We start from the raw sequence: 26,956 nt of genomic DNA on the forward strand, positions 1-26,956 counted from the left end.
AAAGTAATATAAATAGTTACTATATGATAAAGATGGAAAATAGAAATGAAAAACTATAAAAATGAATTAAAGACTACAATGAAGAGATGTCATTAGTAACTAAGGCAGTAAAATAAAAACAACATACACAGGTAAAAACTCAAAATAATAGCGGGGGGCATTGAAATGGACTTACGACAATCAAATGTAGGAATAAGCAAAGAAAGCAAAGCAGTTAAACCTTTTGGAATAAAAGATAAAGTCGGATATTTATGTGGGGACTTAGGAAACGATTTTACGTTTATATTCGCAAGTATGTACTTAATGGTATTTTACACTAACGTATGGGGAGTTAATCCATCATTAGTAGGAACTTTATTCTTAGTATCAAGATGTATAGATGCGTTCACAGATGTAACAATGGGACGTATAGTAGACAAAGCAAAAACAACAGAAAATGGTAAATTTAGACCGTGGATTAGAAGGATGGCAGGGCCAGTTGCATTAGCAAGTTTCTTAATGTATCAATCTAGCTTAGCTGGAGCATCTATGACAGTTAAAGTAGTAGTGATGTTCGCAACATATATATTATGGGGATCATTATGTTATACAGCAATCAATATACCTTATGGATCAATGGCATCAGCTATGACAGATGTACCAGAAGAAAGAGCAGCTCTTTCAACTTGGAGAAGTTTAGGTGCTAACTTTGCATCAATAATAATAGGATCAGTAGTACCTCAAATTATATACAGTGCAGATGCAAACGGTAACCAAATAGTTAGCGGTAGCAAATTTACATTAGTAGCAGGAGTATTCTCAATATGTGCATTATTATGCTACATAATTTGTTATACATGTACAACTGAACGTATAAAATTAGAACCAACTAAAAAAGAAGAAAATGCTTCATTAGCAAAATCATTCAAAACAATAATATCAAATAGAGCTTTATTAGCAATAATAGGAGCAGCAATAACTTTATTACTAAGCCAATTTATGGCTCAAACAATGAACCAATACTTATTTGCAAGTTACTTTAGAGATATAAATGCATTATCATCACTTAGTATGATAAGTTTACCACTAAGCTTAGGATTAGCAGCAATATCTGGAGTATTAGCAAGTAAAGTTGGTAAAAAAGAATTCTCAGTATTTGGGATGTGTTTAGCATCAGGAGCTTATGCAGTACTATATTTCATGAAAGTTACAAACCCATGGATATTCATAGTATTATATCTTGTAGCATGTATAGGAACAATAGGATTCAACATGTTTATATGGGCTCATATAACAGATGTTATAGACTACAATGAAGTTAAATTCGGGGAAAGAAATGACGGAGTTATATATGGTGTATACTCATTCGCTAGAAAAATAGGACAAGCTTTAGCAGGTGGTCTTGGCGGATATGCATTAGCATTCATAGGATACAATGCAGCAGTTCAAGAACAAACAACAGAAGTTCTTAATGGTATATATACATTTTCAACATTATTCCCAGCTGTATGCTATGGGGTTGTAGCACTAATAATGTTATTCGCTTATCCTCTAAGCAAAAAAGTTATAGCTGAAAATGGAAGAATCTTAGCTGAAAGAAGAGCTAAATAATAATATAGATTTAAATATACTTACATAAAATGAATTGTTAAATCAGTTAACACTATCTAAGAGCTAGTACTATCTTTAAGGGGAGGTACTAGCTATTAGATGTTAAAATAAAATACAGAAAATACAGAAAATTTAAAGAGAAGGTTAGGAGAATTTTATGAAATTATCATTTCGTTGGTATGGAGAAGACGACAAAGTAACATTACAAAACATTAGACAAATACCAGGTATGGACTCAATAGTAACAGCAGTTTACGATGTTCCAGTTGGTGAAGTATGGAGCAGAGAATCAATTGCTACATTAAAAAAACAAGTAGAAGATGCTGGATTAAACTTCGATGTAATCGAAAGTATACCAGTACACGAAGATATCAAACTTGGTAAACCAAGCAGAGATAAATACATAGAAAACTATTGTGAAAACATAAGAAGAGTTGCTGAAGCTGGAGTTAAATGCATATGCTACAACTTCATGCCAGTATTCGACTGGACAAGAACTCAATTAGACCATGAATTAGAAGATGGATCAACTTCATTAGTTTACTATCAAGAACAAGTTGACAAAGTTAACCCATTAGAAAGTGATAGCGATTTAACACTTCCAGGTTGGGATGCTTCTTACACTAGAGAAGAATTAAAAAGCGTAGTTGCTGAATACAATGCAATGAGCGAAGACGATTTATGGAATAACTTACAATATTTCTTAGAAAAAATAATACCAGTTGCTGCTGAATGTGACGTAAACATGGCTATACATGAAGACGATCCATGCTGGAGTATATTCGGATTACCAAGAATAATAACTTGTGAAGAAAACTTAGACAGATTCTTAAAATTAGTTGATGACAAACACAATGGTATAACTTTATGTGCAGGTTCATTAGGATGCTCAAACCAAAATGACGTTGCTAAAATGGCAGCTAAATACGCAGCTATGGGAAGAATACACTTCGTTCACATGAGAAACGTACAAGTATTAGACAACGGATTTGAAGAAAGAGCTCACTTATCTTCTTGCGGAAGCTTAGATATGTACGCAATAATGAAAGCATTATATGATAATGGATTCAGAGGATACATAAGACCAGACCACGGAAGAATGATATGGGGAGAAACAGGTAGAGCTGGATACGGTTTATATGATAGAGCGTTAGGTGCTACTTACTTAAACGGTTTATGGGAAGCAATAGAAAAAGCTAGCAAATAAGAACTAGTAAAACTATTAAATAACAATTTTTAAACAAATATTTAAACTAAAACTAAACTAAACTAAAAAGATTTTTACGGAGGAATTAAAAATGAAATTACCTTTTCAAATAGATTTAAACGATAAAGTAGTTGTTATAACAGGTGCAGGTGGATTAATATGTTCTGCTTTCGCTGAAGCAATGGCTATGTGTGGAGCAAAAGTTGCTTTACTTGACTTAAACGAAGAAGCAGCTAAAAAATATGCGGATGAAATAGTTGCTAAAGGATACAAAGCTAAAGGTTACAAATGTAACGTTTTAGAAAAAGATAGTTGTGAAGCTGCAAGAGCTGAAATATTAAAAGACTTCGGAACTTGCGATATATTAATAAATGGAGCTGGTGGAAATAATCCAAAAGCTACAACTGATGATGAATACTTCTTACCAGAACATTTAAATGAAATGAAAACTTTCTTCGATTTAGATCCTCAAGGAGTATCTTTCGTATTCAACTTAAACTTCATGGGTACATTAATACCTACTCAAGTTTTTGCTATGGATATGATGAACAAAAAAGGTGCAAGTATAATAAACATATCTTCAATGAATGCTTATTCACCACTTACAAAAATACCAGCATACAGTGGAGCTAAATCTGCTATATCTAACTTTACTCAATGGTTAGCAGTTCACTTCTCAAAAGTTGGTATCCGTTGCAATGGTATAGCACCAGGATTCTTCTCAACTAAACAAAATGAAAAATTATTATGGAACGAAGATGGAACTCCAACTGCAAGAACTGAAAAAATATTAGCTGGAACTCCAATGGGTCGTTTCGGTGAATTAGAAGAATTAATAGGTTCTTTATTATTCTTAACTTGTGAAGAAGCTTCAGGATTCGTAAACGGAACTGTAATACCAGTAGATGGTGCTTTCGCAGCATACTCAGGTGTTTAAGATATAAAAATATAATTTAGAAAATAAGATAGTCTTTTGTATGGTTTTGATACTTAAAAATTAAGTATTAGGCCATACAGAGGCTAGATAATATAAATATATTATAAGGAGTATATAGGATATTATGATAAACGTGGACTTAAGAAAACAACCTTATAACCTTGATGATGAAGGTGTAAAATGGGTTGAAGAAACTATAAAATCAATGACTTTAGAAGAAAAAATAGGTCAATTATTTATAAACATGGGGGCAAGCAGGGACGAAGAATATTTAAAAAGCGTTCTTGATAACTACCATATAGGTGGTGTTCGTTACAACCCAGGTAAAGCTGAAGAAGTATACGAACAAAATAAAATACTTCAAGAAAACAGTAAAGTACCTCTATTAATAGCTGCTAACACTGAAATGGGTGGTAATGGAGCTTGTACAGATGGTACTTACATAGGAAACGAAGTTAAAATAGCTGCAACTGATGACAAAAGATATGCTTACGAAATGGGTAGAGTATCTGGTGTAGAAGCTGCTGCTATAGGATGCAACTGGAGTTTCGCTCCAATAGTTGATATAAACAGAAACTGGAGAAACCCAATAATATCTACAAGAACTTGGTCAGCTGACGTTGAGCAAACTTTAGAATTATCTCTTGAATATATGAGAGGTATAATGGAAAGCGGAATAGCTCCAGCTGCTAAACACTTCCCTGGAGATGGTATAGATGAAAGAGATCAACATTTATCTTTCGCTCCAAACTCTTTATCAGTAGAAGAGTGGGATGCTACATTTGGTAGAGTATACAGCGGATTATTTGAAGCTGGTCTTCCATCAATAATGGCTGGACATATAGCATTACCAGAGTATGTTAAATACTTCAATCCAGAAGCAACTACTCAAGAAGTATATATGCCTGCTACATTAAGTAAATATATATTAACTGACTTATTAAGAGGAAAAATGAACTTCAACGGTTTAGTTGTAACAGATGCTTCTCACATGGTTGCTATGACTTCAGCTATGAAACGTAGCGAAATGTTACCAACTGCAATAGCTGCTGGTTCTGACTTATTCTTATTCTTCAACGATCCAGACGAAGACTTCCAATGGATGATGGATGGATACAAAAACGGAATAATAACTGATGAAAGATTAGAAGAAGCTTTAACTAGAATATTAGGTACAAAAGCTGCTTTAGGTCTTCATAAAAAAGCTAAAACAGAAATATTACCTGCAAAAGAAGAAGCAATGGCTAAAATCGGTTTAGAAGAAAATAAAGCTATAGCTAAAGAAGTTTCTGACAAAGCTATAACTTTAGTTAAAAATACTCAAGATGTATTACCAATAGCACCAGAAAAAACTAAGAGAGTTTTACTTGTTGAAGCTAAAGGATTCGATGGTGGATTCGGTAAATTCATCGAAATAATGGGTGGAGCTAAAAAGAAACCAATCGACATAGTTAAAGAATTATTAGAAGCTAAAGGATTTGACGTAGAAATATGGGAATCTCCAATAGACAAAATAATGAAACTTCCAAAAGAAGAAATGGCTCAAGCTTTAGGAAACGTATATGCTGGTAAGAGACCAATAGCTGAATTAACAAGCAAATATGATTTAATAATCAACATAGCTAACGTTAATGCAAGTGTTGACCAAAGATTACAATGGCCACCAAGTAAAGGTACTCCAGATATACCATTCTACGTAAACGAAATACCAACTATATTCGTTTCTGTTAAGTGTCCATTCCACTTAGCAGACGTACCACAAGTTAAAACTTACATAAATACTTATGATGATAACCAACAAACATTAGAAGCATTAGTTGAAAAACTTGTAGGAAACTCAGAATTTAAAGGTATAAGTCCAGTAGATGCATTCTGTGGATTCGGAGATACTCGTTTCTAATTTTAGAAAAAATAGCACGTTTTAATATAAATTAATAAAATACCTTAGGGTGTAGCTCCTGGCTACATCCTAATTTGATATAAAGGAGCAGACATGGGATACTTTAATTACAACAAAGAAAAAGACTTTTTAATATGCATAGATTCAGATGGTTGTGCGATGGATACAATGAATTCAAAACACTTTAATTCATTTGGACCAGAATTCGTAAAATCATATGATTTAGAAGAATATAGAGATGAAGCTTTAGAATACTGGAATGAAATAAACTTATTCACAGGAACTAGAGGTATAAATCGTTTCAAAGGTTTAGCGATGGCTGTTAGAGAAATGAGCGATCGTAAAGGAATAAAATTTGATGGTTTAGAAGAATTTGAAAATTGGGTAGAAACTGCACCACAATTATCAAATCCTGCTTTACTTGAAAAATGCCAAGAAAAAAGCAACGAATGTATGGAAAGAGCATTATTATGGAGTATACATGTTAACTTATCAATAGTTGCAGCTCAAGATGATGATATGCCTTTCGAAAATGTTAAAGACACTATGGATGAGTTATGCAAACAAGCTGACTTAACTGCAGTTTCTTCTGCAAATGGTCAAGCTGTTGAACATGAGTGGACAAAACACGAAATAAAAGATTGTTGTAGAGTATTACTTTGTCAAGAAGCTGGTTCAAAAGCATACTGTATAGAACAACTTCTTACAAAAGGATACGACAAAGATAAAGTTCTTATGGTCGGGGATGCACCTGGGGATAAAAAAGCTGCTTTAGACAATGGAGTAAGATTCTATCCAATCATAGTTAAGAAAGAAGCATTCAGCTGGAAGAGATTAAAAGAAGAAGCTAGCCAAAAATTATTTGCTGGTGAATTTGATGATGCTTACCAAGCTCAATTAATAAATGAATTTGAAGAAGCTTTAGGAATATAGTCTAAAGACAATTAAAAATATAAATTACAGACAGGGAGATACATTATGAAAAACTTTATGGACAAAGATTTTCTTTTATCAAATGAAATATCTAAAAAATTATATCATGAATATTCAAGCACTATGCCAATAATAGATTATCACTGCCACATCAATCCACAAGAGATAGCAGAAGATAAAAAATTTGAAAACATAACTCAAGTATGGTTAGGTGGAGACCACTACAAATGGAGACAAATGCGTTCAAATGGTGTTGAGGAAAAATATATAACTGGAGATGCGACTGATAGAGAAAAGTTCCAAAAATGGGCTGAAACTTTAGAAAAAGCAATAGGAAATCCTCTTTATCATTGGAGTCATTTAGAATTACAAAGATACTTTGGATACAATGGTGCTTTAAATGGGGAAACAGCAGAAGAAGTTTGGAATATATGTAACGAAAAATTAAAAACTATGTCTGCTAGAAGTATAATGAAAGATTCTAATGTTGAATTAATATGCACTACAGATGATCCAATAGATGACTTAAAATGGCATCTAGCTATAAAAGAAGATGAAACTTTTGACATAAAAGTTCTTCCAACTTGGAGACCGGACAAAGCTATAGCTATAGAAAAAGTTGATTTTGTTGACTATATAGCAAAATTATCACAAGTAAGTGGTATAGAAATAAACTCTTTCGATACTTGGAAACAAGCTATAACTAATCGTATAGAATTCTTCAACGAAGTAGGGTGTAGAGTAAGTGACCATGGTCTATTATACATACCTTATGTTGAAGCTGATGAAGCTACAGTAGACGCTATACTTAAAAAACGTCTTGCTGGTGAAACTCTTACAGAAACTGAAGAATTACAATACAAAACAGCTTGTATGTTACACTGTGGTGCAGAGTATAGCCGTTTAGGATGGGCTATGCAATTACACTTCGGGGTTACAAGAGACAATAATACAAAAATGTTTAATAAATTAGGGGTAGATACAGGATTCGATGGTATATACAACAGAGTATCAATCGATCAATTAGCATCTTATTTAGACGCTTTAAACAAAGAAGACAAATTACCAAAAACTATATTATACAGCTTAAACCCAGTTGATAATGCTGCTATAGGAACATTAATAGGATGCTTCCAAGAAGCAGGAGTTTGTGGAAAAATACAACAAGGTTCAGCTTGGTGGTTCAATGACCACAAAACTGGAATGATAGAACAAATGACTTCTTTAGGAAACTTAGGGTTATTAGGAAACTTCATAGGTATGTTAACTGACTCAAGAAGTTTCTTATCATACACTAGACATGAGTATTTCAGAAGAATCATGTGTGAGTTAATCGGGGGATGGGTAGCTAACGGTGAATATCCAAACGACGATAAAGTCTTAGAAAGAATGATAAAAAATATATCTCATGACAACGCATTAAACTATTTCGGATTCTAATATAGTTGCCAGTTTTATATTAAAATATAATTTTTAAATTCGGGAAATTGAAGGCATCGTCATCTAAATGGTGACGGTGCAAATATGTTATATATTAAATTACAAACCAAGGGAGAATAAAAATGATAAAAATAAATACATTAAGAGCATTAAAAGAATGTGGTGTAGTAGCAGTAGTTCGTGGAAACTCTAAAGAAGTTGGTGTTGAAATATCAAAAGCTTGCGTTAAAGGTGGAGTTAAGGCTTTAGAAGTAACTTACACAAACAAATTTGCTAACGATATAATAAAAGAATTAAGCGAAATATATGAAGGTCAAGATGATGTAGTAATAGGTGCTGGAACAGTTTTAGATGCTGAAACTGCTAGAGCAGCTATGTTAGCTGGAGCAAAATACATAGTATCACCAGCTTTCGATTTAGAAACTGCAAAAATATGTAACAGATATAAAGTTCCATACTTACCGGGTATAATGACTATAAACGAAATAATAGCAGCTCACGAAGCTGGTGTTGATTTCGTAAAATTATTCCCAGGTAGTGCATTTGGACAAGGATATGTAAAAGCTATAAAAGGGCCACTTCCATATGCCAACATAATGGTAACTGGTGGAGTTAATATAGACAATTTAGATTCTTGGATAAAAGCTGGTGTTGATGCAGTTGGAATAGGTGGAGAATTAAATAAACTTGGAGAAGAAGGTAAGTTCGATGAAATAACTGCTATATGTGAAAAATACATGGCTAAATTACACGAAGCTAGAGGTTGCTAATATGAAAGTTGCTGGTTTTGGGGAAATAATGCTTAGACTTTCTACAGATGTAGGAAAGATGATTTTACAAAGTGATAGCTTTAATGTGAATTATGGTGGAGGAGAAGCAAACGTACTTATTTCTCTATCACATTTTGGAATAGATACAAAAATGATAACTTCTGTTTCAAATGATGACATCGGTAAAAGTATACTTAGATATCTTAGAAGTTATGATATAGATACAGATTTCGTAACTTTAGGAGAACATAGAACAGGTATATACTATCTTCAAGTAGGAAGTGGTATAAGATCATCTAAAGTAATATATGATAGAGATAACTCAGCTTTCTGTAATATGAAAATAGGAGATATCGACATAGCTAAAGCTTTAGAAGATGTAGATGTATTCCACTTCTCAGGTATAACATTAGCACTTTCAAATGACCTTAGAGAGTTATTAATGCAAATCTTAGAATATTGTAGAGAGCATAACATAATGGTAAGTTACGACTCAAACTACAGAGCAAAATTATGGACACTAGAAGAAGCTAGAGAAGCTACTTTAAAAGTTTTACCATATGTAGATATATTATCAGCAGGTATTTTAGACGCTGAAAATATACTACTTATGAACTGCGAATTAGAGGATAAGCACGAAAAATTAAAATATTATTATGATGAGATAACAAAAACTTATCCAAATATTAAGCATATATTCTCATCACATAGAGATATAGAATCTTCATCAGTAAATAAATTACAATGTAACTATTATACTGATGGAATACTATACTTATCTAATAAAATAAATATAGATAGTATAGTTGATAGAGTAGGTGGAGGAGACGCTCTAAGCGCTGGTATAATCTATTCTATAATAAATAATAAAGACCCTAAATATGTTTGTGAATTTGCAACATGTGCATCTGCATTAAAACACAGTATCTTAGGTGATGCTAATTTAGTAGAACTTCATGATGTTGAAAAATTAATGTATGAAGGCGTTGGGAAAATAGCTAGATAACAAAAAGGAGTATAGAAAGTGATTTACTTTCTATACTCCTTTTTTGATATAAAAAATGATATTTATACTCATTTTAAAGTTGAATAAATAAAATTTCATATAATTTATTAAATACGTTCTAGTGTTTATTTTGTTGTAGATGATTGATCATAAAATTGGGTATTTTTATAATGATAAACTATTTTTGAATAATTAAATACTGTGCCTGAAGATGAAAAACATTGATTATAAGCAACTAATCCAGGGTCACCTATATTTAATTCAAGCAACTTTGCATATTTTTCATCTAATTTTATCACATTAAAATACCTATCTTGAAAACTTGTAGTTATATTAAAAGCTTTTTTTATATAATCAAAAATAGAACCATTTACTATTTCTTGATTTAAAAAAGGAACAATACTTTTTTTATAAAAAGACTCTTCATAGCACATTATTTCACCGTCGATATATCGTACTCTTTTGACAACATATACATCCTCATCTTTGTCACATTCTAAATGATTGCATATTTCATCATCTGGTTTAACAAGTTCTAAATCTACTAATTTTGATGTTATTTTATGCTCTTCTAGGCTATCTGTAAATCCCTTTGGAGAGTTAAAATTTATATATCCCTTTTTATTTCTTTTTCTTACAAAAATCCCACTACCTTGAACTTGATAAACAATTCCCCTTAAAACTAAAGTTTCTAAGGCTTTTACAATAGTACTTTTGCTTACACTGTAATCACTGGCAAATTGCTCTACTGTAGGAAGTTTTGTTCCTTTGGGCAAATCATTTTCATAAATATGATCTTCTATTTGATTGGCAATTAGTTGATATTTAAGCATTTTATACTCCCCTTACTTTCTAATTCTATTTTATTAGTATATCATAAAAAAATTATAAATAACAATATCGCGGAAGATAGTGATATTAAAATGGAAAAAAATGAAAATGTTTTCAAAAATGCGTTGACAAAATTATACCGGTATAATTATAATATAAACATACAATAAAAAAGTAAGGGAACAAAATATAAAATTAATATTAAAAAAGGGGGAATATAATCATGGCACAAAGTATTCGTGATTATGAAAAATTAGCAGTAGATATAGTAGACGCTGTTGGCGGCAAGGAAAACATTGTCAACGCTACGAGATGTGCTACTAGATTGAGATTAGTATTAAAAGAAACACCAAAAGATGCAAATAAAAAAGTATCTGGACTTACTGGTGTAATAACAGTAGTAGAAAATAATGGTCAGTTCCAAGTTGTAATAGGAACTCACGTAGGGAAAGTTTTCGATAAAGTACAAACATTAGTTGATTTAGACGAAACTTCTTCAGAAGATGCTCCAAAAGGAAGCATAGTAAATCGTGTAATAGCAACAATGTCAGCAGTATTTGCACCATTTATATATATATTAGCAGCAGCTGGATTATTACAAGGTTGTCTAATTATAATTAATATGATAAATCCAGGGTTTGCCTCAACAGGAACATATGAAGTATTGAGCTTTATATCTTGGGCACCTTTCACATTCTTACCAATATTCATAGCAATAACAGCATCTAAACATTTTAAATGTAATACATTTATAGCAGTTGCTTGTTGTGCAGCACTTGTAAGTCCCGATTGGGCATCAATCGCATCTAGGATAGCAGGTGGAGAAGCAGTAACATTCTTGGGGATAGGATTAGCAGAAACTACATACACATCAACAGTTTTACCTCCATTATTCTTAGTTTTAGCATTATCTTATTTAGAAAAATTCGTTGATAAAGTAATACCAGAAGTCGTTAAATCATTATTCACACCATTTATATGTATATTAGTTATGGTACCACTTACTATATTAGTAATAGGACCAGTATCAGATGGTGTAGCAACAGCAATAGCAAATGGATACAATGCTTTATATAACTTTGCACCAGTAATTGCAGCAGCAGTAATCGGTGGATTCTGGCAAGTTGTTGTAATATTCGGTGTTCACTGGGGTGTAACACCAATGGTATTAGCTAACTTTGATATGTATGGACAAGATACATTCCAAGCATTCCAAACAATGGCAGTTGTTGCTCAAATGGGTGCAGCTTTCGGAGTATTCTTAAAATCTAAAAGACAAGAAACAAAAAGTGTTGCTCTATCAGCAGGTATAACAGGTATATTTGGTATAACTGAACCAACAATATATGGGGTAACTTTAAGATTCAAAAAACCTTTCATATGTGCTTGTATATCAGGAGCTGTGGCAGCAGCAGTAGCATCATTCTTTAATTCAGTATACTATGTATATGCAGGACTTCCAGGTTTACTTACAGTAGTAAATGCAATTGGCGCAAATCCAACATCAATAGTAGGTGAATTAATAGGTTGTGCAATAGCAATAATAGGCTCAATAGTACTTGTTCAAATCGTTGGATTTGATGAAGGTCAAGCATCTGATGAAGAAAATCAAGAAAATGAAGAAGTAAAAGCTATGGATGAAGTAGCAGCAACAGTTTTAGCAGGGACTAAAGAAATAAAAAGCCCTTTAAGTGGAAAAGTAATAGCTTTATCAGAAATAGATGATCCAGTATTTGCAGGTGGAGCTATGGGAAATGGAATAGCAATAGAACCAACTGACAACAAAGTATATGCACCATTTGATGGAGAAATAGAATTTATTGCAGAATCTAAACATGCAATAGGACTTAAATCAGAAGATGGAGTAGAGTTATTAATACATGTCGGAATGGATACTGTTCAAATGGATGGTAAAGGATTTGATGTAAAAGTAAAAGCAAATGAAAAAGTTAAAGCTGGAGAATTACTTTTAGAATTTGATAAAGAAGGAATTCAAAAAGCAGGGTATTCATTAATAACACCTGTTGTAATAACTAATAGTTTTGAATTTGAACAAAAACAACTTTGCTTAGACCAAGAAATATCATATGGAAAATCAATAATAAATCTTAGCGTAGTAAACGCATAATAATAAAAAGAATTCAGGAAATTATGCTTAAGGGGAGATTTAATAAGCATAATTTCCTATTTATATATGGAGGAATAGGAGTATGAGTAAATTACCAAAGGATTTTTTATGGGGAGGAGCTTTTGCAGCTCACCAATTTGAAGGTGGATGGAATGAAGGTGGAAAAGGACCAAGTGTTGTAGATGTTTTAACAGCAGGGGCTCATGGAGTGCCAAGAGAAATAACACAAACAGTAGAAGAAGATAAATTTTATCCAAATCAAGTAGCTTCAGATTTTTATCATAGATATAAAGAAGATATAAAATTATTTGCTGGTATGGGGCTAAAATGTTTAAGAACTTCTATAGCATGGACTAGAATATTCCCAAATGGAGATGAACTTGAACCAAATGAAGAAGGGTTAAAATTCTATGATGATGTATTTGACGAATTATTAAAATACGGTATAGAACCAGTAATAACTTTATCTCACTTTGAGTTACCTCTTCATTTAGCGAGAGAATATGGTGGATTTAGAAGTCGTAAAGTAGTAGATTGTTTTGAAAGATTCGCAAAAGTTTGCTTTGAAAGATATAAAAATAAAGTTAAGTATTGGATGACATTTAATGAAATAAATAACCAAATGGATACAGGAAATCCACTATTCTTCTGGACAAATTCAGGAGTAGTTGTTGAAGAAGGAGAAAATCCAAAAGCTGTATTATATAAAGTTGCACATAATGAATTATTAGCAAGTGCAAAAGCAGTAATAGCAGGAAAAGAAATAAACCCAGAATTCAAAATAGGTTGCATGGTATCACATGTGCCAATTTATCCATATTCTTGTAATCCAGATGATGTTATGGCAGCAGAAGAGGCAATGCGTCAAAGATACTTCTTTGCAGATGTTCATTGTAGAGGTCATTACCCAAGCTATGCATTAAAAGAGTTTGAAAGAGAAGGTTATGATATAGGAATGGAAGAAGGGGATGCAGAAATCCTTGCTAAAGGAACTGTAGACTATGTCGGATTTAGTTATTATATGTCTACAACTGTTAAATCAGATGTTCACAATGAAAATACAGGAGATATTGTAAATGGAGCTTTATCAAATGGTGTAGAAAATCCATATATAGAATCAAGTGATTGGGGATGGGCAATAGATCCAGTTGGTTTAAGATACGCTTTAAACCGTTTCTATGATAGATATGAATTACCATTATTCATAGTTGAAAATGGATTTGGAGCAGTAGATAAAGTATCAGAAGATGGCAAAATACACGATCAATACCGTATAGATTATCTTAAAAAACATATCGAGCAAATGGAATTAGCAGTTAACTACGACGGTGTAGATTTAATGGGATATACTCCATGGGGAATAATGGACTTAGTTTCATTTACAACAGGTGAAATGAAAAAAAGATACGGTATGATTTATGTAGATAGAGATAACGAAGGAAACGGAACTATGGAGAGAAGTTGTAAAGATTCATACTACTGGTACAAACAAGTTATCAAGTCACAAGGGGAAGATTTAGAATTTGAACCAGAAAAAGAAGAAGTTTTCGCATAAATAAAAATAATAGATAAAAATAAATATAAAAAATATATAAATATATAAATATATAAATAAAAATAAATAGAAGTATAATAGAAAATATATAAGGACATAAAAAATAGAGTGGAGAAGATATCCACTCTATTTTTATATTTTATTATTAATTATCCTCTTAAATCATCCATTAATTGAGTTTTACCAGCAGTTTTTTCATCTTTCATTTTAACTACTTTAGCTGGTGAACCTGCAACAACAGCACCTGGTTCAACGTCTTTTGTAACAACTGATCCAGCAGCTACAACAGCGCCTTTACCGATTCTTATACCTTCTAATATTACACAGTTAGCTCCGATAACAACGTCATCTTCAACTATAACTGGAGTTGCTGAAGGTGGCTCAAGAACACCTGCTACAACTGAACCAGCACCTAGGTGTACGTTTTTACCTAATGTTCCTCTAGCGCCTACAACAGCATTCATATCTACCATAGTTCCTTCGCCTATAATAGAGCCGATATTTATAACAGCACCCATCATTACAACAGCATTTTTTTCTATAGTAACCATATCTCTTATTATAGCGCCTGGTTCTATTCTAGCGTCTATATTTAACATATCTACCATTGGTATAGCAGAGTTTCTAGCTGTATTTTCAACATACATATCTGTTATTTTATCTTTTATAGGAGCTATAGCTTCTGTTATAGTTTTGTAATCTCCTATTAGAGTATATTCTCCATTGTTTCCGAAAACTTTGAAGTTCTCATTTTTTTCTATTTCAGCAGTAGTAGAAACATAAATTTTAACTGGTGTTTGTTTTTCTGCGTCTTTTATATATTTTGCAATTGCATAAGCATCATTTAAATCTAACATGTCAATCTCCTTAAAACTTTATATTATTTGTAGTGTAAGTAGGTTAATCAAAATTTTATTAATATAAATTTTAGCCTAACATATCGTCCATATTATAGAAACCAGGTTGTTGATTTACTAAGTATTTTGCTGCAGCTATAGCGCCTTCAGCAAATACATTTTTAGAACGAGCTGAGTGATTTATTTCTAATATTTCGTCGTTTCCAGCAAAGATAGCGCTATGTTCACCGACTATAGTTCCACCTCTTACAGCATGTATTCCGACTTCGTTTTGTTGTCTTTTTCCTGTACGACCATGTCTGCCATAAATAAATTCAGATTGTTCTCTTATTTCCTTAACAGCATTTGCAATCATTACAGCAGTACCGCTAGGAGAGTCTACTTTTTTGTTGTGATGTTTTTCTATTATTTCTATATCAAAGTTGTTTAAATTTTTGGCAGCTTCTTTTACTAATTTAAGTAAGATATTTACTCCAAGTGACATATTGAATGATAAGAAGACAGGAATTTGTTTAGAAGCTTGATGGATTTTTTCCATTTCCTCATCATTGTATCCAGTAGTTGCAAGAACTACAGGAGTTTTTGTTTTTAGACAATAATCTAATATATCATCTAGTGCAAGTGGGTTAGAGAAGTCTATAACCACATCTGCATCTTCTTTTACTTCGGCAAAACTTGAGTAAGTGTTAAATTGATTATTAACATCATGGTGTTTTGGACTAACACCGGCAACAAGTTGAAGTTCTTCATCATCTAATACGCATTTTGTCAATACTTGACCCATTGTTCCGCTGTATCCGTTTATTATAACTTTCAATGTTATACCCCCTAATTAAGTTTGATTTATTTCAAGGAAGAATAATAAATTATTTATATTCTTCCCTGTCAAAATTAAGCTTCGATCTATTTTACTCCAAGTTCAGCAGTTTGTTTAACATCAAGACCAGCATTTATTAATTCTTGTTTTAATACTTCTAAGTTTTTCGGATTCATTTCACCAAGTGGTAATCTTAAGTGACCAACTTCAAATCCTAATAAGTTTAATGCTGTTTTAACTGGAACTGGATTTACTTCTATAAATAAAGCATCAATAAGAGCTTTTAAATCTAATTGTATTTTGCAAGAACCTTTAACATCACCGTCTAAGAATTTTGCAACTAAATCATGAGTTTGTTGTGGACAAACATTTGCTAAAACAGATATAACTCCGCTACCACCTAATGATAATAATGGAGTGATAGAGTCGTCATTTCCAGAATAGATTGCAAAATCATCTGGAACTAATCTAGCAACTTCAGCAACTTGAGCTATATCACCGCTAGCTTCTTTTATAGCAACTATGTTTTCACATTCGTTAGCAAGTTCAGCAACTAAATCTGGAGCAATATTAACTCCTGTTCTAGAAGGAACGTTGTATAAAATTATTGGTAAATCAACAGCATCAGCTATTGCTTTGAAGTGAGCTTTAAGACCAGTTCTATTAGCTTTGTTATAATATGGTGTGATTATTAATAAAGCATCAGCTCCCATATCTTGAGCACCTTTTGCTAAACTAAGAGAATGTCTAGTATCGTTTGTACTAGCACCAGCGATAACTGGTATTCTTTTATTTACTGTATCGACGATACATTTAATAACATCTAGTTGTTCTTCATCAGTCATAGTACTAGCTTCACCAGTAGTACCAGTAGCAACTATGGCATCTGTTCCGTTAGCAATGTGGTATTCAACTAACTCTTTAATTTTTTCAAAATTTGGTGTGTTATCTTCATTAAATGGTGTAACTAATGCAACTGCAGAACCTGTAAATATCATATATATCTCCCCTTTTTATATCATAATCATTTTTAAAAATTATTTTATTAATACTAATTAAGTTTTGTTTACTAAGTTGTGAAACTGTTAAACATTTATTTTATTGAGTTTATAAATAAGTTATTTTGTCAGATTAAACTAAATCATTTTTTACTAATAATTCAGCTATTTGTACTGCATTTGTAGCAGCCCCTTTTCTTATATTGTCAGCAACTACCCATAAGTTGATACCATTATCAACACTAAAGTCTCTTCTTATTCTACCAACAAAAACTTCATCATGTCCTTCAGCATCTACAGCAAGAGGGTATTCATCTTTAGCTGGATTATCAACTAATACAACACCTTCAGCGTTTTTGATTGCTTCAACAACATCTTCAAGCTCAAAAGGTTTATTAAATTCAACGTTGATTGATTCACTGTGAGCACCTCTAACAGGAACTCTAACAGTAGTAGCAGTAACTTTTATGCTATCATCATTAAATATTTTTTTAGTTTCATTTATCATTTTCATTTCTTCTTTTGTATAACCATTATCCATAAATACATCTATATGTGGTAAACAGTTATACGCTATTGGATGAGGATAGAATTGATTTGGTTTTCCAGCAATTCCGTCTTCTAAATCCTTAACACCTCTAACTCCTGAACCAGAAACAGCCTGATAAGTAGAGAATACAATTCTTTTTAAACCGTATTTTTCATATAAAGGTTTTAGTGGAACCATAGCTTGTATAGTAGAGCAGTTAGGGTTAGCTATTATACCTTTTTTTATTTCTTTTATAGCTTCTGGATTAACTTCTGGTACTATAAGTGGAACGTCTGGATCCATTCTCCATTGAGCTGAGTTATCTACAACTATTATGCCTTTTGATGCAGCTATTGGAGCAAATTTTTCACTAGTAGCTCCACCAGCAGAGAATAATGCTATTTGAATATTTTTTCCATCAAAAGCAGTTTCAGTTAATTCTTCAACTGTGTAATCTTTTCCTGCAAAAGTTATTGTTGAACCAGCAGATTTTTTAGAAGAGAAAAAATATATATTTTCTATTGGAAATTGTCTTTCTTCAAGAACTTTTAAGAAAGTTCTCCCTACCATACCAGTAGCACCAACTACTGCTACATTAACTTTTTTCATTTTATATCACCTCATATAATTTATTGTATTTCGTATCTAATCATGATTACTTCCCAAATAGAGATATAAAAGTAAGGGGAGGGTATATATATAAATGGATACTGCAAAAGTAGATTTTGATATTAAAAAACGCACAAAGGAATACTTTGTACGTTGCTAACACAAATCAAAGTAAACCTGTAGCCCCCCACTTAGATAAGTGACAGTCTCATGTATCTTATACATGACCCCAGCATATACCTTCGCCAAGATATAAACTTCGGCAAATCATCCTTTCAGTAATTATCTACACTTGCCAGCTACTATTACTTACTGATAATCATTGCGCCTCTACTTAGGTTAGTTAATTGTTTTTGATTTTTAATAAGTTGTTATGAATTAATGTTATTACAAAATTATGGAAAAATCAACCGAATTGTTGTAAAAAGTTAAAAAATTTAAAAAATAATGAAAAGTGTGGCGGAAAACATTTTTTTGGGTTAAAATAATAAAGTAAAAAGTATATTTAGGTTTAAAAAAATTACCATTACTGTAAAATAATAGAAATTAACAATAAGTATATGATTTATTTAAAGAAATATGTATAATGTTATGCGTAAGGATTTTTATCAAGCAGAAAAAGTAGGCATTTATTAATATAAATGCTTAAAAAATTTCTTCTAAAAGCTTTAGCATAAAAATATGCCTTAGGAAAATGTTTGGAATAATGATTTTCTGATATATGATTAATTTATTAAAAATGACAAACAATAATTATCATATACAACTATTATTATCAGATATTATTAAAAGTTTAACATACAAAAATAATTAATTTTTTATTAGGAGGAAAATTTAATGGAATCATTAAAAGAGCTTTATAAAATAGGTCCTGGACCATCAAGTTCACACACTATGGGACCACAAAGAGCAGCAAGAATATTCAACGAAAAAAACCCTAACGCAGCAAGCTTCAGAGCGCACTTATACGGAAGTTTAGCAGCTACAGGAAAAGGTCACTTAACTGACTATATAATAATAAAAACTTTAGAGCCTAAACATGTAGAAATAGTATGGCAACCAGAAGTAGTAAAAGAATTCCATACTAACGGAATGAAATTAGAAGCTTTAGATAAAGACGGAAATGTAGAAGATGAATGGACTGTATTCTCAATCGGTGGAGGTTCTTTAGCTGAAGAAGGTAAAAGAGGACATTCTTCTGCAAGTGTTTACCCACACGACAACATAGAAGACATTATAGAATGGTGTAGAGAAAACCACAAAAACTTCGTTGACTACGTAAAAGAATTCGACGATGAAGATATAATGGATTACTTAAGACAAATAAGAATAACTATGAGACAATCATTAAACGATGGTTTAAAAGCTACAGATGTTATTCCAGGAAAATTAAAATTAGCTAGAAGAGCTAGAACTTTCTTCAGACAATATAAAGTTAACAAACAACTTTCTTCAATGATATATGCATACGCTTTAGCTGTATCTGAGCAAAATGCATCAGGATTTGAAATAGTTACTGCTCCAACTTGTGGATCTGCAGGTGTATTACCAGCTGTATTATTCACAATGCAAGATTTCTATGGATTCGATGATGAAGCTGTAGAAGAAGGTCTTGCTGTAGCAGGTTTAATAGGTATAGCTGTTAAGAAAAATGCATCAGTTTCAGGTGCAGAAGTAGGATGTCAAGGTGAAGTTGGTGTTGCATGTGCAATGGCAGCAGCAGCGGCAGCATTCATGAAAGGTGCAGCTCTTAGAAAAATAGAATACGCTGCAGAAATAGGTTTAGAGCATCACTTAGGTATGACTTGTGACCCAGCTTACGGATATGTTCAAATACCATGTATAGAAAGAAATGCAATGGGAGCACAAAGAGCGTTAGATGCTGCTAACTATGCATTATTATCTGATGGTGTTCACCACGTTAAATTCGACCAAATAGTTAAAATAATGGACGAAACTGGTAGAGACATGATGGATAAATACAAAGAAACAGCTCAAGGTGGAATCGCTTTATTATACGAAGAAAGCGGAGAATTCGACGATAACGAAGCATAATAAAAAATTAATAATAAATATATAAAGAAACTACATCTAGATATTTTATCTAGGTGTAGTTTTTTTTATTAAAGCAACGGACGAAGTCGTTGGCGATATGAACACAGTGAATTTTAAGCAACGGAATCTTCGATTCGTTGGCGATATGAACACAGTGAATTTTAAGCAACGGAATCTTCGATTCGTTGGCGCATGAGCGAAGCGAATCTTAAGCAACGGAATCTTCGATTCGTTGGCGATATGAGCGAAGCGAATCTTATACATAAATCCTTCTAAGAAAATATTACCTTCCTTAAAAATAAAATTCTACTTGGTATAATATATTAAATTAATATATACTAAAGTAGCACAAAACTATAAAAGGCAAATTTTATAATTTATTATAAAGTACTTAAAAAAGGTGTGCTATGATAAAAAATAAATATATAAAAAAGATATTAGTGATGGCGTGTATATTTTCTTGTATTAATATTAGTACGAGTTACGCGAATATAAGTGAAAATTATAATTTTAAAAATATTACGAGTGAAGATGGTTTATCTCAATCTACTGTAGAAACTATATATCAAGATAGTAAAGGATATATATGGATAGGTACTAATGATGGTCTTGATAGATATAATGGCTATGAGTTTAAACAATATAAATATAATAAAAATGATAAAAACTCAATAGCTAATAATTATATTGTTGATATTATGGAAGATAAAGACGGGTATATATGGATATCAACTATAAATGGACTTAGTAGAATAGATACAGATAATGATGAGATAAAGAATTATTCATCTGATAAAAACAATGGAAATTTATCTGATGAAAATTTATGGCAGATAATTTATACTTCAGAAGATAAATTTTTAGTTTCAAGTGTAAATGGACTTAATTTATATAACCCAGAGAAAGATAGTTTTGATAGAGTTTTATCTGATGAAGATGAACTTCCAAGTCAGTTTATATATTCTCTAAAAGAAGATTCTAATGGCCATATATGGGTCGGTACTGACAAAGGTTTAGTTGAATTAGATAAAAATTTAAAATTAGTAAATTCTTATCAAGATTCGATTGGAGAAAGTGAAATATATAACTTGTATGAAGACTTAAATAAGAATCTATGGGTTTGTACTGTAGATAAAGGTTTATTTAGAATAAATTTAAATGATAAAAGTATAAAGAATTATAAAAGTAGTGAAAGTAAGTTTTCTCTACCAAGTAACACTGTAAGAGATGTAATAAATAATTCAAAGAATGAGCTTTGGATTGGAACAGATAAAGGCCTTTGTTTATTTAATTATGAAACAGAGGAATTCGTAAGATATAGTAAAAAGGCGTACGAAAGCAATACTTTAGTAGATAACTCAATATTTTGTTTATTCAAAGATAGAAGTGGTCTTATATGGGTGGGGACATATAGGGGAATATCTGCATTTAATCCTAATACTAAATTCCAACATTACAAGTCTGACAAAGAAGACAGTAATAGCATAAGTGGAGATGTAATTCAAGGTATATACAAAGATGATGATAATTTAGTATGGATGGGAACGAGTGAAGATGGTATAAATATCATGAATGGGAAAGCAGTTGAGTATTTAAATACAGGAAATAGTAAATTATGTAGTAATGCAATACAAGATATAACAGGATATAAAGAAAAAATATTTATAGGAACAAATGACGGTTTATCCGTTTTAGATAAAAGTAGTGAAAATTATACTATAACAAATTATACAGAAAAAGATGGATTGCCATCAAATAAAATAAGATCTTTGTTTGTAGATTCTAAAGGACAGTTGTGGATAGGAACTAATAAGGGCTTGGCATTGTATTCAGATAACGAGCTTAGAGATATTACATATATTTTTGATGAAATGGGAGTATCAGATAAATTTATTAGAGCTGTTTATGAAGATTCAAAGGGAAATTATTATATCGGTTGCTTTCTAGAGGGAGGGTTAATAAAAATTAATCCAAAGGCTAAATCATATAAAATATATAAACATATTGAAAATGACGAAAATAGTATAAGTAATGACTGTATAAGATTTATAACTGAAGACCTAAAGGGAAACATATTAGTTGGAACAAGCTATGGACTAAATATTCTTAATTCTAATACAGATACATTTAGAAGTTATACTGAAAAAGATGGTCTTATAAATAATACTGTATATGGAATATTAGTTGATGATAAAAACAACATATGGATGAGTACAAATGGTGGAGTATCAAGACTTTGTGCTGAAGAAGATATATTTGAGAACTTTACTATAACAGATGGACTTCAATCTAATGAGTTTAATGGAAGATCTTGTTTTAAAGCTAGTACTGGCAATATGTACTTTGGTGGTATAAATGGATTTAATGTTTTTAACCCTAATAAAATACATATATCTAAATTTAAACCTAATATTATAGTTGATAATTTTGAAGTAAATGGATTAAATAAAAAAGATATATCAAATACTAAATTTAAATATAATGAAAATAATATAAAAATAAGCTATTTTACAGATGATTATGTAAATACAAAGACAACTCAATATTATTATAAATTAGATGGAGATGAAAAAGAGTGGAGTACAACCAAAAATAATTCAATTATATTTGCCAATTTAAGTCCTGGAGATTATACATTGAGAATAAAAGCTAAGAGCCAACATGGAGTAATAGGAGAAGAAACTGTAATTAAGTTTACTATTAAATATCCGTTTTGGAAAAGTAAATACGCAATATGCTTATATTTACTATCAATAATAATTTTGATACTTATAAATAAATATAAAGTAAGAAAGTTAGATAGATTGATAAATGAAAAAACTAATGATTTAAAATTAAAAATGGACGAAAATGAATTATTATTCAAAAAGGTACTAACACTAGAACAAAATAAAAATAATTACTTTATCAACTTATCTCATGAGCTTAGAACACCGTTAAATGTATTAAATGGTATTAATCAATTAATAAAAGATTTTTGCAATAAAGATGTATTTATAACTCCTAAAAAGCTATCTTATTATATGGATATAATGGAGAGAAATACTTCTAGGTTATTAAATTTAATTAACAATATAATCGACAATACAAAAATTGAAAATAATAGCTACATACTGACTAAAGAAAAAACAAATATAGTTTATCTAGTAGAAGAAAACGTTATGGATATGAAAGACTATATAGAAGAAAAGGGTCTTGAATTAATTTTTGATACAGATATAGAAGAAAAGATTATTTCATGTGATAAAACAGAAATAGAAAGATGTATCATAAACTTAGTTGGAAATGCTGCTAAATTTACTCCAAAAGGTGGATTAATCCAAGTTATAGTAAGTGATTTAGGTGATAAAGTTAAAATATCGGTAAAAGATAACGGTATAGGTATTAGTGAAGAAAATAAAAAATTAATATTTAATAGATTTAACCAAGTTGTAGAAAATAACTCTGAAGTTAAGGGAGGGAGTGGTTTAGGACTTACAATATCTAAACAACTTATATCACTTCATGGAGGAGATATATATGTAGAAAGTGAAGTTGGAGTAGGGAGCGAATTTATAATAATACTTCCTGTAGAAAATGAATAAATACAATAAATTACAACTTATAAAATTTAATATTTATCACATTATAAAAATTAATCTAAAGAGATGTTAAATAAAAGTAACATCTCTTTTTTATATCTTCGTTGGCGTTATGAACGCAGTGAATTTTAAGCAACGGACGAAGTCGTTGGCGTTATGAACGCAGTGAATTTTTATATATTATGAAAAAGAGATTATGAGCATAAATAATTGGACAATTTATTAAAATTGTATATAATAAAATTATCTAAAAATTAAAACTATTAAATTATACATAATTGTAATTATAAAAATATATAAATTTAGGGAGAGATTTAGTAGTTAAAATATAAAGTTAAATTAGGGGGAAATTAAATGAAAGACATATCATATATAGATAAAATAGTAAAACAACACAGAACAAATCTACACAAATTAGCAGAACTTTCTCATGAAGAATTCAACACAGCTAAATATATAAGAGATTATTTAGACAAACTAGGTATACAATATGAAACTCCTTTAGAAACTGCAACAGTAGGAATAATTAAGGGAAATAATCCTAAAAAAACTATAGCTTTTAGAGCAGATATTGATGCACTTCCAACAGAAAACGGTGCTCAACATCTATGTGGTCATGATGGACATATGAGTATTCTTTTAGGATTTTTGGAATATATAATGGACAACAAAGAAAACTTAAATGATAATATAGTTTTTGTATTCCAACCAGCAGAAGAAGACACAGGTGGAGCAGAGCCACTAATGAAAGCTGGCATATTTAAAAAGTACAATGTAGATGAGGTATATGGTCTTCATATTCATCCAGATTTTCCAGAAGGGTATATAGGATGCAAAGCTGGGTACTTAATGGCACAAAATGCTGAGATAGATGTTGAAATAATCGGAAAAAGTGGTCATGGAGCTATCCCACAAAACACAATAGACGGAATAGTTATAGGGGCTAATTTTGTTACTTCTGTCCAAAGTATTGTTTCGAGAAATCTAAATCCTATGGAAGGTGCTGTTCTTACATTTGGAAAAATGACAGCAGGATCTATAAGAAATATAATTGCAGAGAATGTCAAGTTAGAAGGAACAATGAGATGTTTTAATCCAGAAATTTATGACACAATGAAGAAAAGACTTTTTGAATTTGCAAAAGGATTTGAAATAGCATATAACTGTAAAGTAAATGTAAAAATAGAAGATGGATATATTGCAGTAAATAATGATGAAAATCTATTTAATGAATTTGTGAAGGCAGTTGGAAAAGAAAAAATAACAAAAACTGAACCTCTTATGATTTCAGAAGACTTCTCTTATTATCAAAGAGAAGTGCCAGGGCTTTTCTTTATGCAAGGAGCCAGAAATGAAGAGAAGGGATTTGTTAATGGTCTACATAGTTTAAGATTCGACTTTAACGAAGATATTATGTTAGATGCTATAAAAACTTATGTGAAACTACTTAAATTTAAAGGTTCAATAGAATAAATTATTATAGGTTAAACTTATTTTCTATAAAATTAAATATAGATTTATAATAAAAATCAGTTTACACCGTTTAGATGTAAACTGATTTTTTAAATTCTAAGGAAATTATATATTATCTGGTTTGTGGATAATATATAATTTCCAACCTATTCACTAAAGCAACGGAATCTTCGATTCGTTGGCGCTATGAGCGAAGCGAATTTTAAGCAACGGACGAAGGCGTTGGCGCTATGAGCGAAGCGAATTTTTTTATCTAATGTCAAATAATAATCCTGCTTTATAATCGTCGTCGCTTATATCTGTTATTGAATCGATATTTCTTAGAATCATGTCCTTATGATCATCACTCATTGGAATACCTTCTTCCTCTAATGATTGAATAAATTCTAAGTTTTTGATTAATCTTTCTACTGATTCGTTAAGTTTATCAAAATCCATGGCAGTATACCTCCTGTATTTGTTTGAAATTTAATTCCTCACTCCACCCAAATTCAGGATACAACGATGTTTTTGATTTATAATTGAATTTCATCATTGATTCCTCCGTATATATTATTTTCGAAGTCCCTCAACCAAGTTTGAAAAGCAATTTTGTTTCTATTATTATTATAGAGTTTAAATCGTAGAAATAAAAGGGAAAAAACAAAAAAACATTGGAATCACTAATAGAATCGTAAAATGCTCTTTAATAAAATTGATTAAAAAACTTTTAACATTTATAATTATATGTAACAGGGGAAATTTTTATGATTATAAGGAGGGAAAAATGAGAAAAAAATCATTAATACTATTAGGGATACTTATTATATCAATGATAAGTTTTGGTTGTTCAAACTCCAACCAATCAAGTGACAATGAAGTTATATCAAATCAAAATAATTCATCGCAACAGTCTTTACAAAATAATCAAGAAAATTCAGCGGGGAATAATTCACAAGATAATAACAACTCACAAAGTAATCCACAACAAAGTCAAATAACTGATAATGATAATTCACAAAATAAAACTGGACAATATGTAATTTGTATAGACCCAGGTCATCAAGCAAAGGGAGATATGAGCCAAGAGCCAGTAGGACCAGGTTCATCTGAAACTAAGTTTAAGGTGTCATGGGGGACACAAGGTGTATCTACAAATATTCCAGAATATGAATTGACATTAAGTGCATCAAAAATTTTAAAAAGCTATTTAGAACAAATGGGATTTAAGGTAATAATGACTAGGGAAACTAACGATGTAAATATCACAAATTCAGAAAGAGCAACTTTTGCAAATGAAAATAATGCAGATTTAGTAATTAGAATTCATGCTGATGGTTCAGAAGACCAATCTGTAAGTGGGGCATCACTTCATATTCCAGCACAAAACGGTCAATATACGAGCAAGATTTATCCAAAGAGCAACGAATGTGCAGAGATTATGATGGCTAGCATGAGACAAGCTGGATTTAAGGTAAATAATATATACCAAAGAAGTGATTTAACAGGATTTAACTGGTCAGAAGTACCGGCTGTGCTAGTTGAAATGGGATATATGTCTAATCCAGAAGAAGATCAAAAAATGTCACAGACATCTTATCAAGAAAAGATGATGAAGAGTATAGCTGAGGCAACACAAAAATATTTCAATCAAAATTAATCGAAAAAATACCATAACAGACCTTTTTTATATGATAGATTGTCAATATAAGTGCAACATTTTATGTTTATGTTGCAGCGAAGACCTCTGCAGGTGTTTTA

The 26,956-nt window shown here is 31.1% G+C and carries 20 protein-coding genes and 1 riboswitch; of the genes, 14 read left to right on the forward strand and 6 right to left on the reverse strand.

The genetic code is table 11. The annotated features are described in order from the left end of the window. Positions 1-165 precede the first annotated feature (165 nt). The 8 genes from ABCM86_RS09430 to ABCM86_RS09465 all read left to right on the forward strand — a co-directional run bounded on the left by ABCM86_RS09430 (position 166) and on the right by ABCM86_RS09465 (position 9,783). Positions 166-1,590, forward strand: a complete 1,425-nt coding sequence (locus ABCM86_RS09430; RefSeq protein WP_295733379.1) for a glycoside-pentoside-hexuronide (GPH):cation symporter — start codon at positions 166-168, stop codon at positions 1,588-1,590. Positions 1,591-1,747: 157 nt separating this feature from the next. Then, positions 1,748-2,797: a mannonate dehydratase gene (gene uxuA, locus ABCM86_RS09435; RefSeq protein ID WP_195930141.1), complete on the forward strand. Its 1,050-nt coding sequence runs from the start codon at positions 1,748-1,750 to the stop codon at positions 2,795-2,797. 91 nt (positions 2,798-2,888) lie between these two features. After that, a complete protein-coding gene (locus ABCM86_RS09440; RefSeq protein WP_195930142.1) occupies positions 2,889-3,734 on the forward strand; it encodes an SDR family oxidoreductase in 846 nt (281 codons plus the stop codon). Positions 3,735-3,858: 124 nt separating this feature from the next. Continuing rightward, complete coding sequence (locus ABCM86_RS09445; protein ID WP_343003894.1) at positions 3,859-5,634, forward strand: glycoside hydrolase family 3 N-terminal domain-containing protein; 1,776 nt, start codon at positions 3,859-3,861, stop codon at positions 5,632-5,634. A 93-nt stretch (positions 5,635-5,727) separates the two neighbouring features. Further along, positions 5,728-6,567, forward strand: coding sequence for an HAD hydrolase-like protein (locus tag ABCM86_RS09450; protein ID WP_343003895.1), 840 nt, complete (start codon positions 5,728-5,730; stop codon positions 6,565-6,567). Positions 6,568-6,612: 45 nt separating this feature from the next. Beyond that, positions 6,613-8,007, forward strand: coding sequence for a glucuronate isomerase (uxaC, locus tag ABCM86_RS09455; protein WP_195930145.1), 1,395 nt, complete (start codon positions 6,613-6,615; stop codon positions 8,005-8,007). 122 nt (positions 8,008-8,129) lie between these two features. Beyond that, entirely contained in the window at positions 8,130-8,777 is a 648-nt protein-coding gene (locus tag ABCM86_RS09460) for a bifunctional 4-hydroxy-2-oxoglutarate aldolase/2-dehydro-3-deoxy-phosphogluconate aldolase (RefSeq protein ID WP_195930146.1), read from the forward strand. A gap of 1 nt (position 8,778) precedes the next feature. Further along, positions 8,779-9,783, forward strand: a complete 1,005-nt coding sequence (locus tag ABCM86_RS09465) for a sugar kinase (RefSeq protein WP_343003898.1) — start codon at positions 8,779-8,781, stop codon at positions 9,781-9,783. 125 nt (positions 9,784-9,908) lie between these two features. Here ABCM86_RS09465 and ABCM86_RS09470 read toward each other — a convergent pair whose 3' ends face one another. After that, positions 9,909-10,616: a GntR family transcriptional regulator gene (locus tag ABCM86_RS09470; RefSeq protein WP_343003900.1), complete on the reverse strand. Its 708-nt coding sequence runs from the start codon at positions 10,614-10,616 to the stop codon at positions 9,909-9,911. Between the two features lie 221 nt (positions 10,617-10,837). Between ABCM86_RS09470 and ABCM86_RS09475 the strand changes: the two genes are divergently transcribed. Continuing rightward, positions 10,838-12,742 carry a beta-glucoside-specific PTS transporter subunit IIABC gene (locus ABCM86_RS09475; RefSeq protein WP_343003901.1) on the forward strand — a complete coding sequence of 635 codons (1,905 nt, stop codon included), beginning with the start codon at positions 10,838-10,840 and terminating at the stop codon, positions 12,740-12,742. An 82-nt stretch (positions 12,743-12,824) separates the two neighbouring features. Beyond that, positions 12,825-14,297 (forward strand): 6-phospho-beta-glucosidase, encoded by a 1,473-nt coding sequence (locus ABCM86_RS09480; protein ID WP_343003902.1) that lies wholly within the window; start codon positions 12,825-12,827, stop codon positions 14,295-14,297. A 149-nt stretch (positions 14,298-14,446) separates the two neighbouring features. Here the strand turns inward: ABCM86_RS09480 and dapD are convergent, their stop codons facing one another. The 4 genes from dapD to ABCM86_RS09500 form a co-directional block, all read right to left on the reverse strand. After that, positions 14,447-15,154 carry a 2,3,4,5-tetrahydropyridine-2,6-dicarboxylate N-acetyltransferase gene (gene dapD / locus ABCM86_RS09485; protein ID WP_195929184.1) on the reverse strand — a complete coding sequence of 236 codons (708 nt, stop codon included), beginning with the start codon at positions 15,152-15,154 and terminating at the stop codon, positions 14,447-14,449. Between the two features lie 70 nt (positions 15,155-15,224). Continuing rightward, positions 15,225-15,971: a 4-hydroxy-tetrahydrodipicolinate reductase gene (gene dapB, locus ABCM86_RS09490; protein ID WP_295733385.1), complete on the reverse strand. Its 747-nt coding sequence runs from the start codon at positions 15,969-15,971 to the stop codon at positions 15,225-15,227. 86 nt (positions 15,972-16,057) lie between these two features. Continuing rightward, positions 16,058-16,969: a 4-hydroxy-tetrahydrodipicolinate synthase gene (gene dapA / locus ABCM86_RS09495; protein WP_295575866.1), complete on the reverse strand. Its 912-nt coding sequence runs from the start codon at positions 16,967-16,969 to the stop codon at positions 16,058-16,060. Positions 16,970-17,102: 133 nt separating this feature from the next. Then, positions 17,103-18,107: an aspartate-semialdehyde dehydrogenase gene (locus ABCM86_RS09500; protein WP_295733390.1), complete on the reverse strand. Its 1,005-nt coding sequence runs from the start codon at positions 18,105-18,107 to the stop codon at positions 17,103-17,105. A 172-nt stretch (positions 18,108-18,279) separates the two neighbouring features. Then, positions 18,280-18,448: riboswitch (Lysine riboswitch) on the reverse strand. A gap of 496 nt (positions 18,449-18,944) precedes the next feature. Here ABCM86_RS09500 and ABCM86_RS09505 point away from each other — a divergent pair. From ABCM86_RS09505 to ABCM86_RS09515, 3 genes are all read left to right on the forward strand, one after another. Further along, positions 18,945-20,162 carry an L-serine ammonia-lyase, iron-sulfur-dependent, subunit alpha gene (locus tag ABCM86_RS09505; protein WP_195929192.1) on the forward strand — a complete coding sequence of 406 codons (1,218 nt, stop codon included), beginning with the start codon at positions 18,945-18,947 and terminating at the stop codon, positions 20,160-20,162. 407 nt (positions 20,163-20,569) lie between these two features. Next, a complete protein-coding gene (locus ABCM86_RS09510; RefSeq protein ID WP_343003904.1) occupies positions 20,570-23,746 on the forward strand; it encodes a two-component regulator propeller domain-containing protein in 3,177 nt (1,058 codons plus the stop codon). A gap of 351 nt (positions 23,747-24,097) precedes the next feature. Beyond that, positions 24,098-25,216: an amidohydrolase gene (locus tag ABCM86_RS09515; RefSeq protein ID WP_343003905.1), complete on the forward strand. Its 1,119-nt coding sequence runs from the start codon at positions 24,098-24,100 to the stop codon at positions 25,214-25,216. A 249-nt stretch (positions 25,217-25,465) separates the two neighbouring features. Here the strand turns inward: ABCM86_RS09515 and ABCM86_RS09520 are convergent, their stop codons facing one another. Further along, complete coding sequence (locus ABCM86_RS09520; protein WP_195929198.1) at positions 25,466-25,654, reverse strand: hypothetical protein; 189 nt, start codon at positions 25,652-25,654, stop codon at positions 25,466-25,468. A gap of 328 nt (positions 25,655-25,982) precedes the next feature. On the opposite strand from ABCM86_RS09520, the gene ABCM86_RS09525 reads away from it, so the two are divergent. Then, complete coding sequence (locus ABCM86_RS09525) at positions 25,983-26,855, forward strand: N-acetylmuramoyl-L-alanine amidase (RefSeq protein WP_195929200.1); 873 nt, start codon at positions 25,983-25,985, stop codon at positions 26,853-26,855. Positions 26,856-26,956: the final 101 nt, after the last annotated feature.

Origin of the sequence: Clostridium sp. 2218st1_F5_2218SCRN_220325 (assembly GCF_039062665.1) — a bacterium.
GTDB lineage: Bacteria > Bacillota > Clostridia > Peptostreptococcales > Peptostreptococcaceae > Intestinibacter.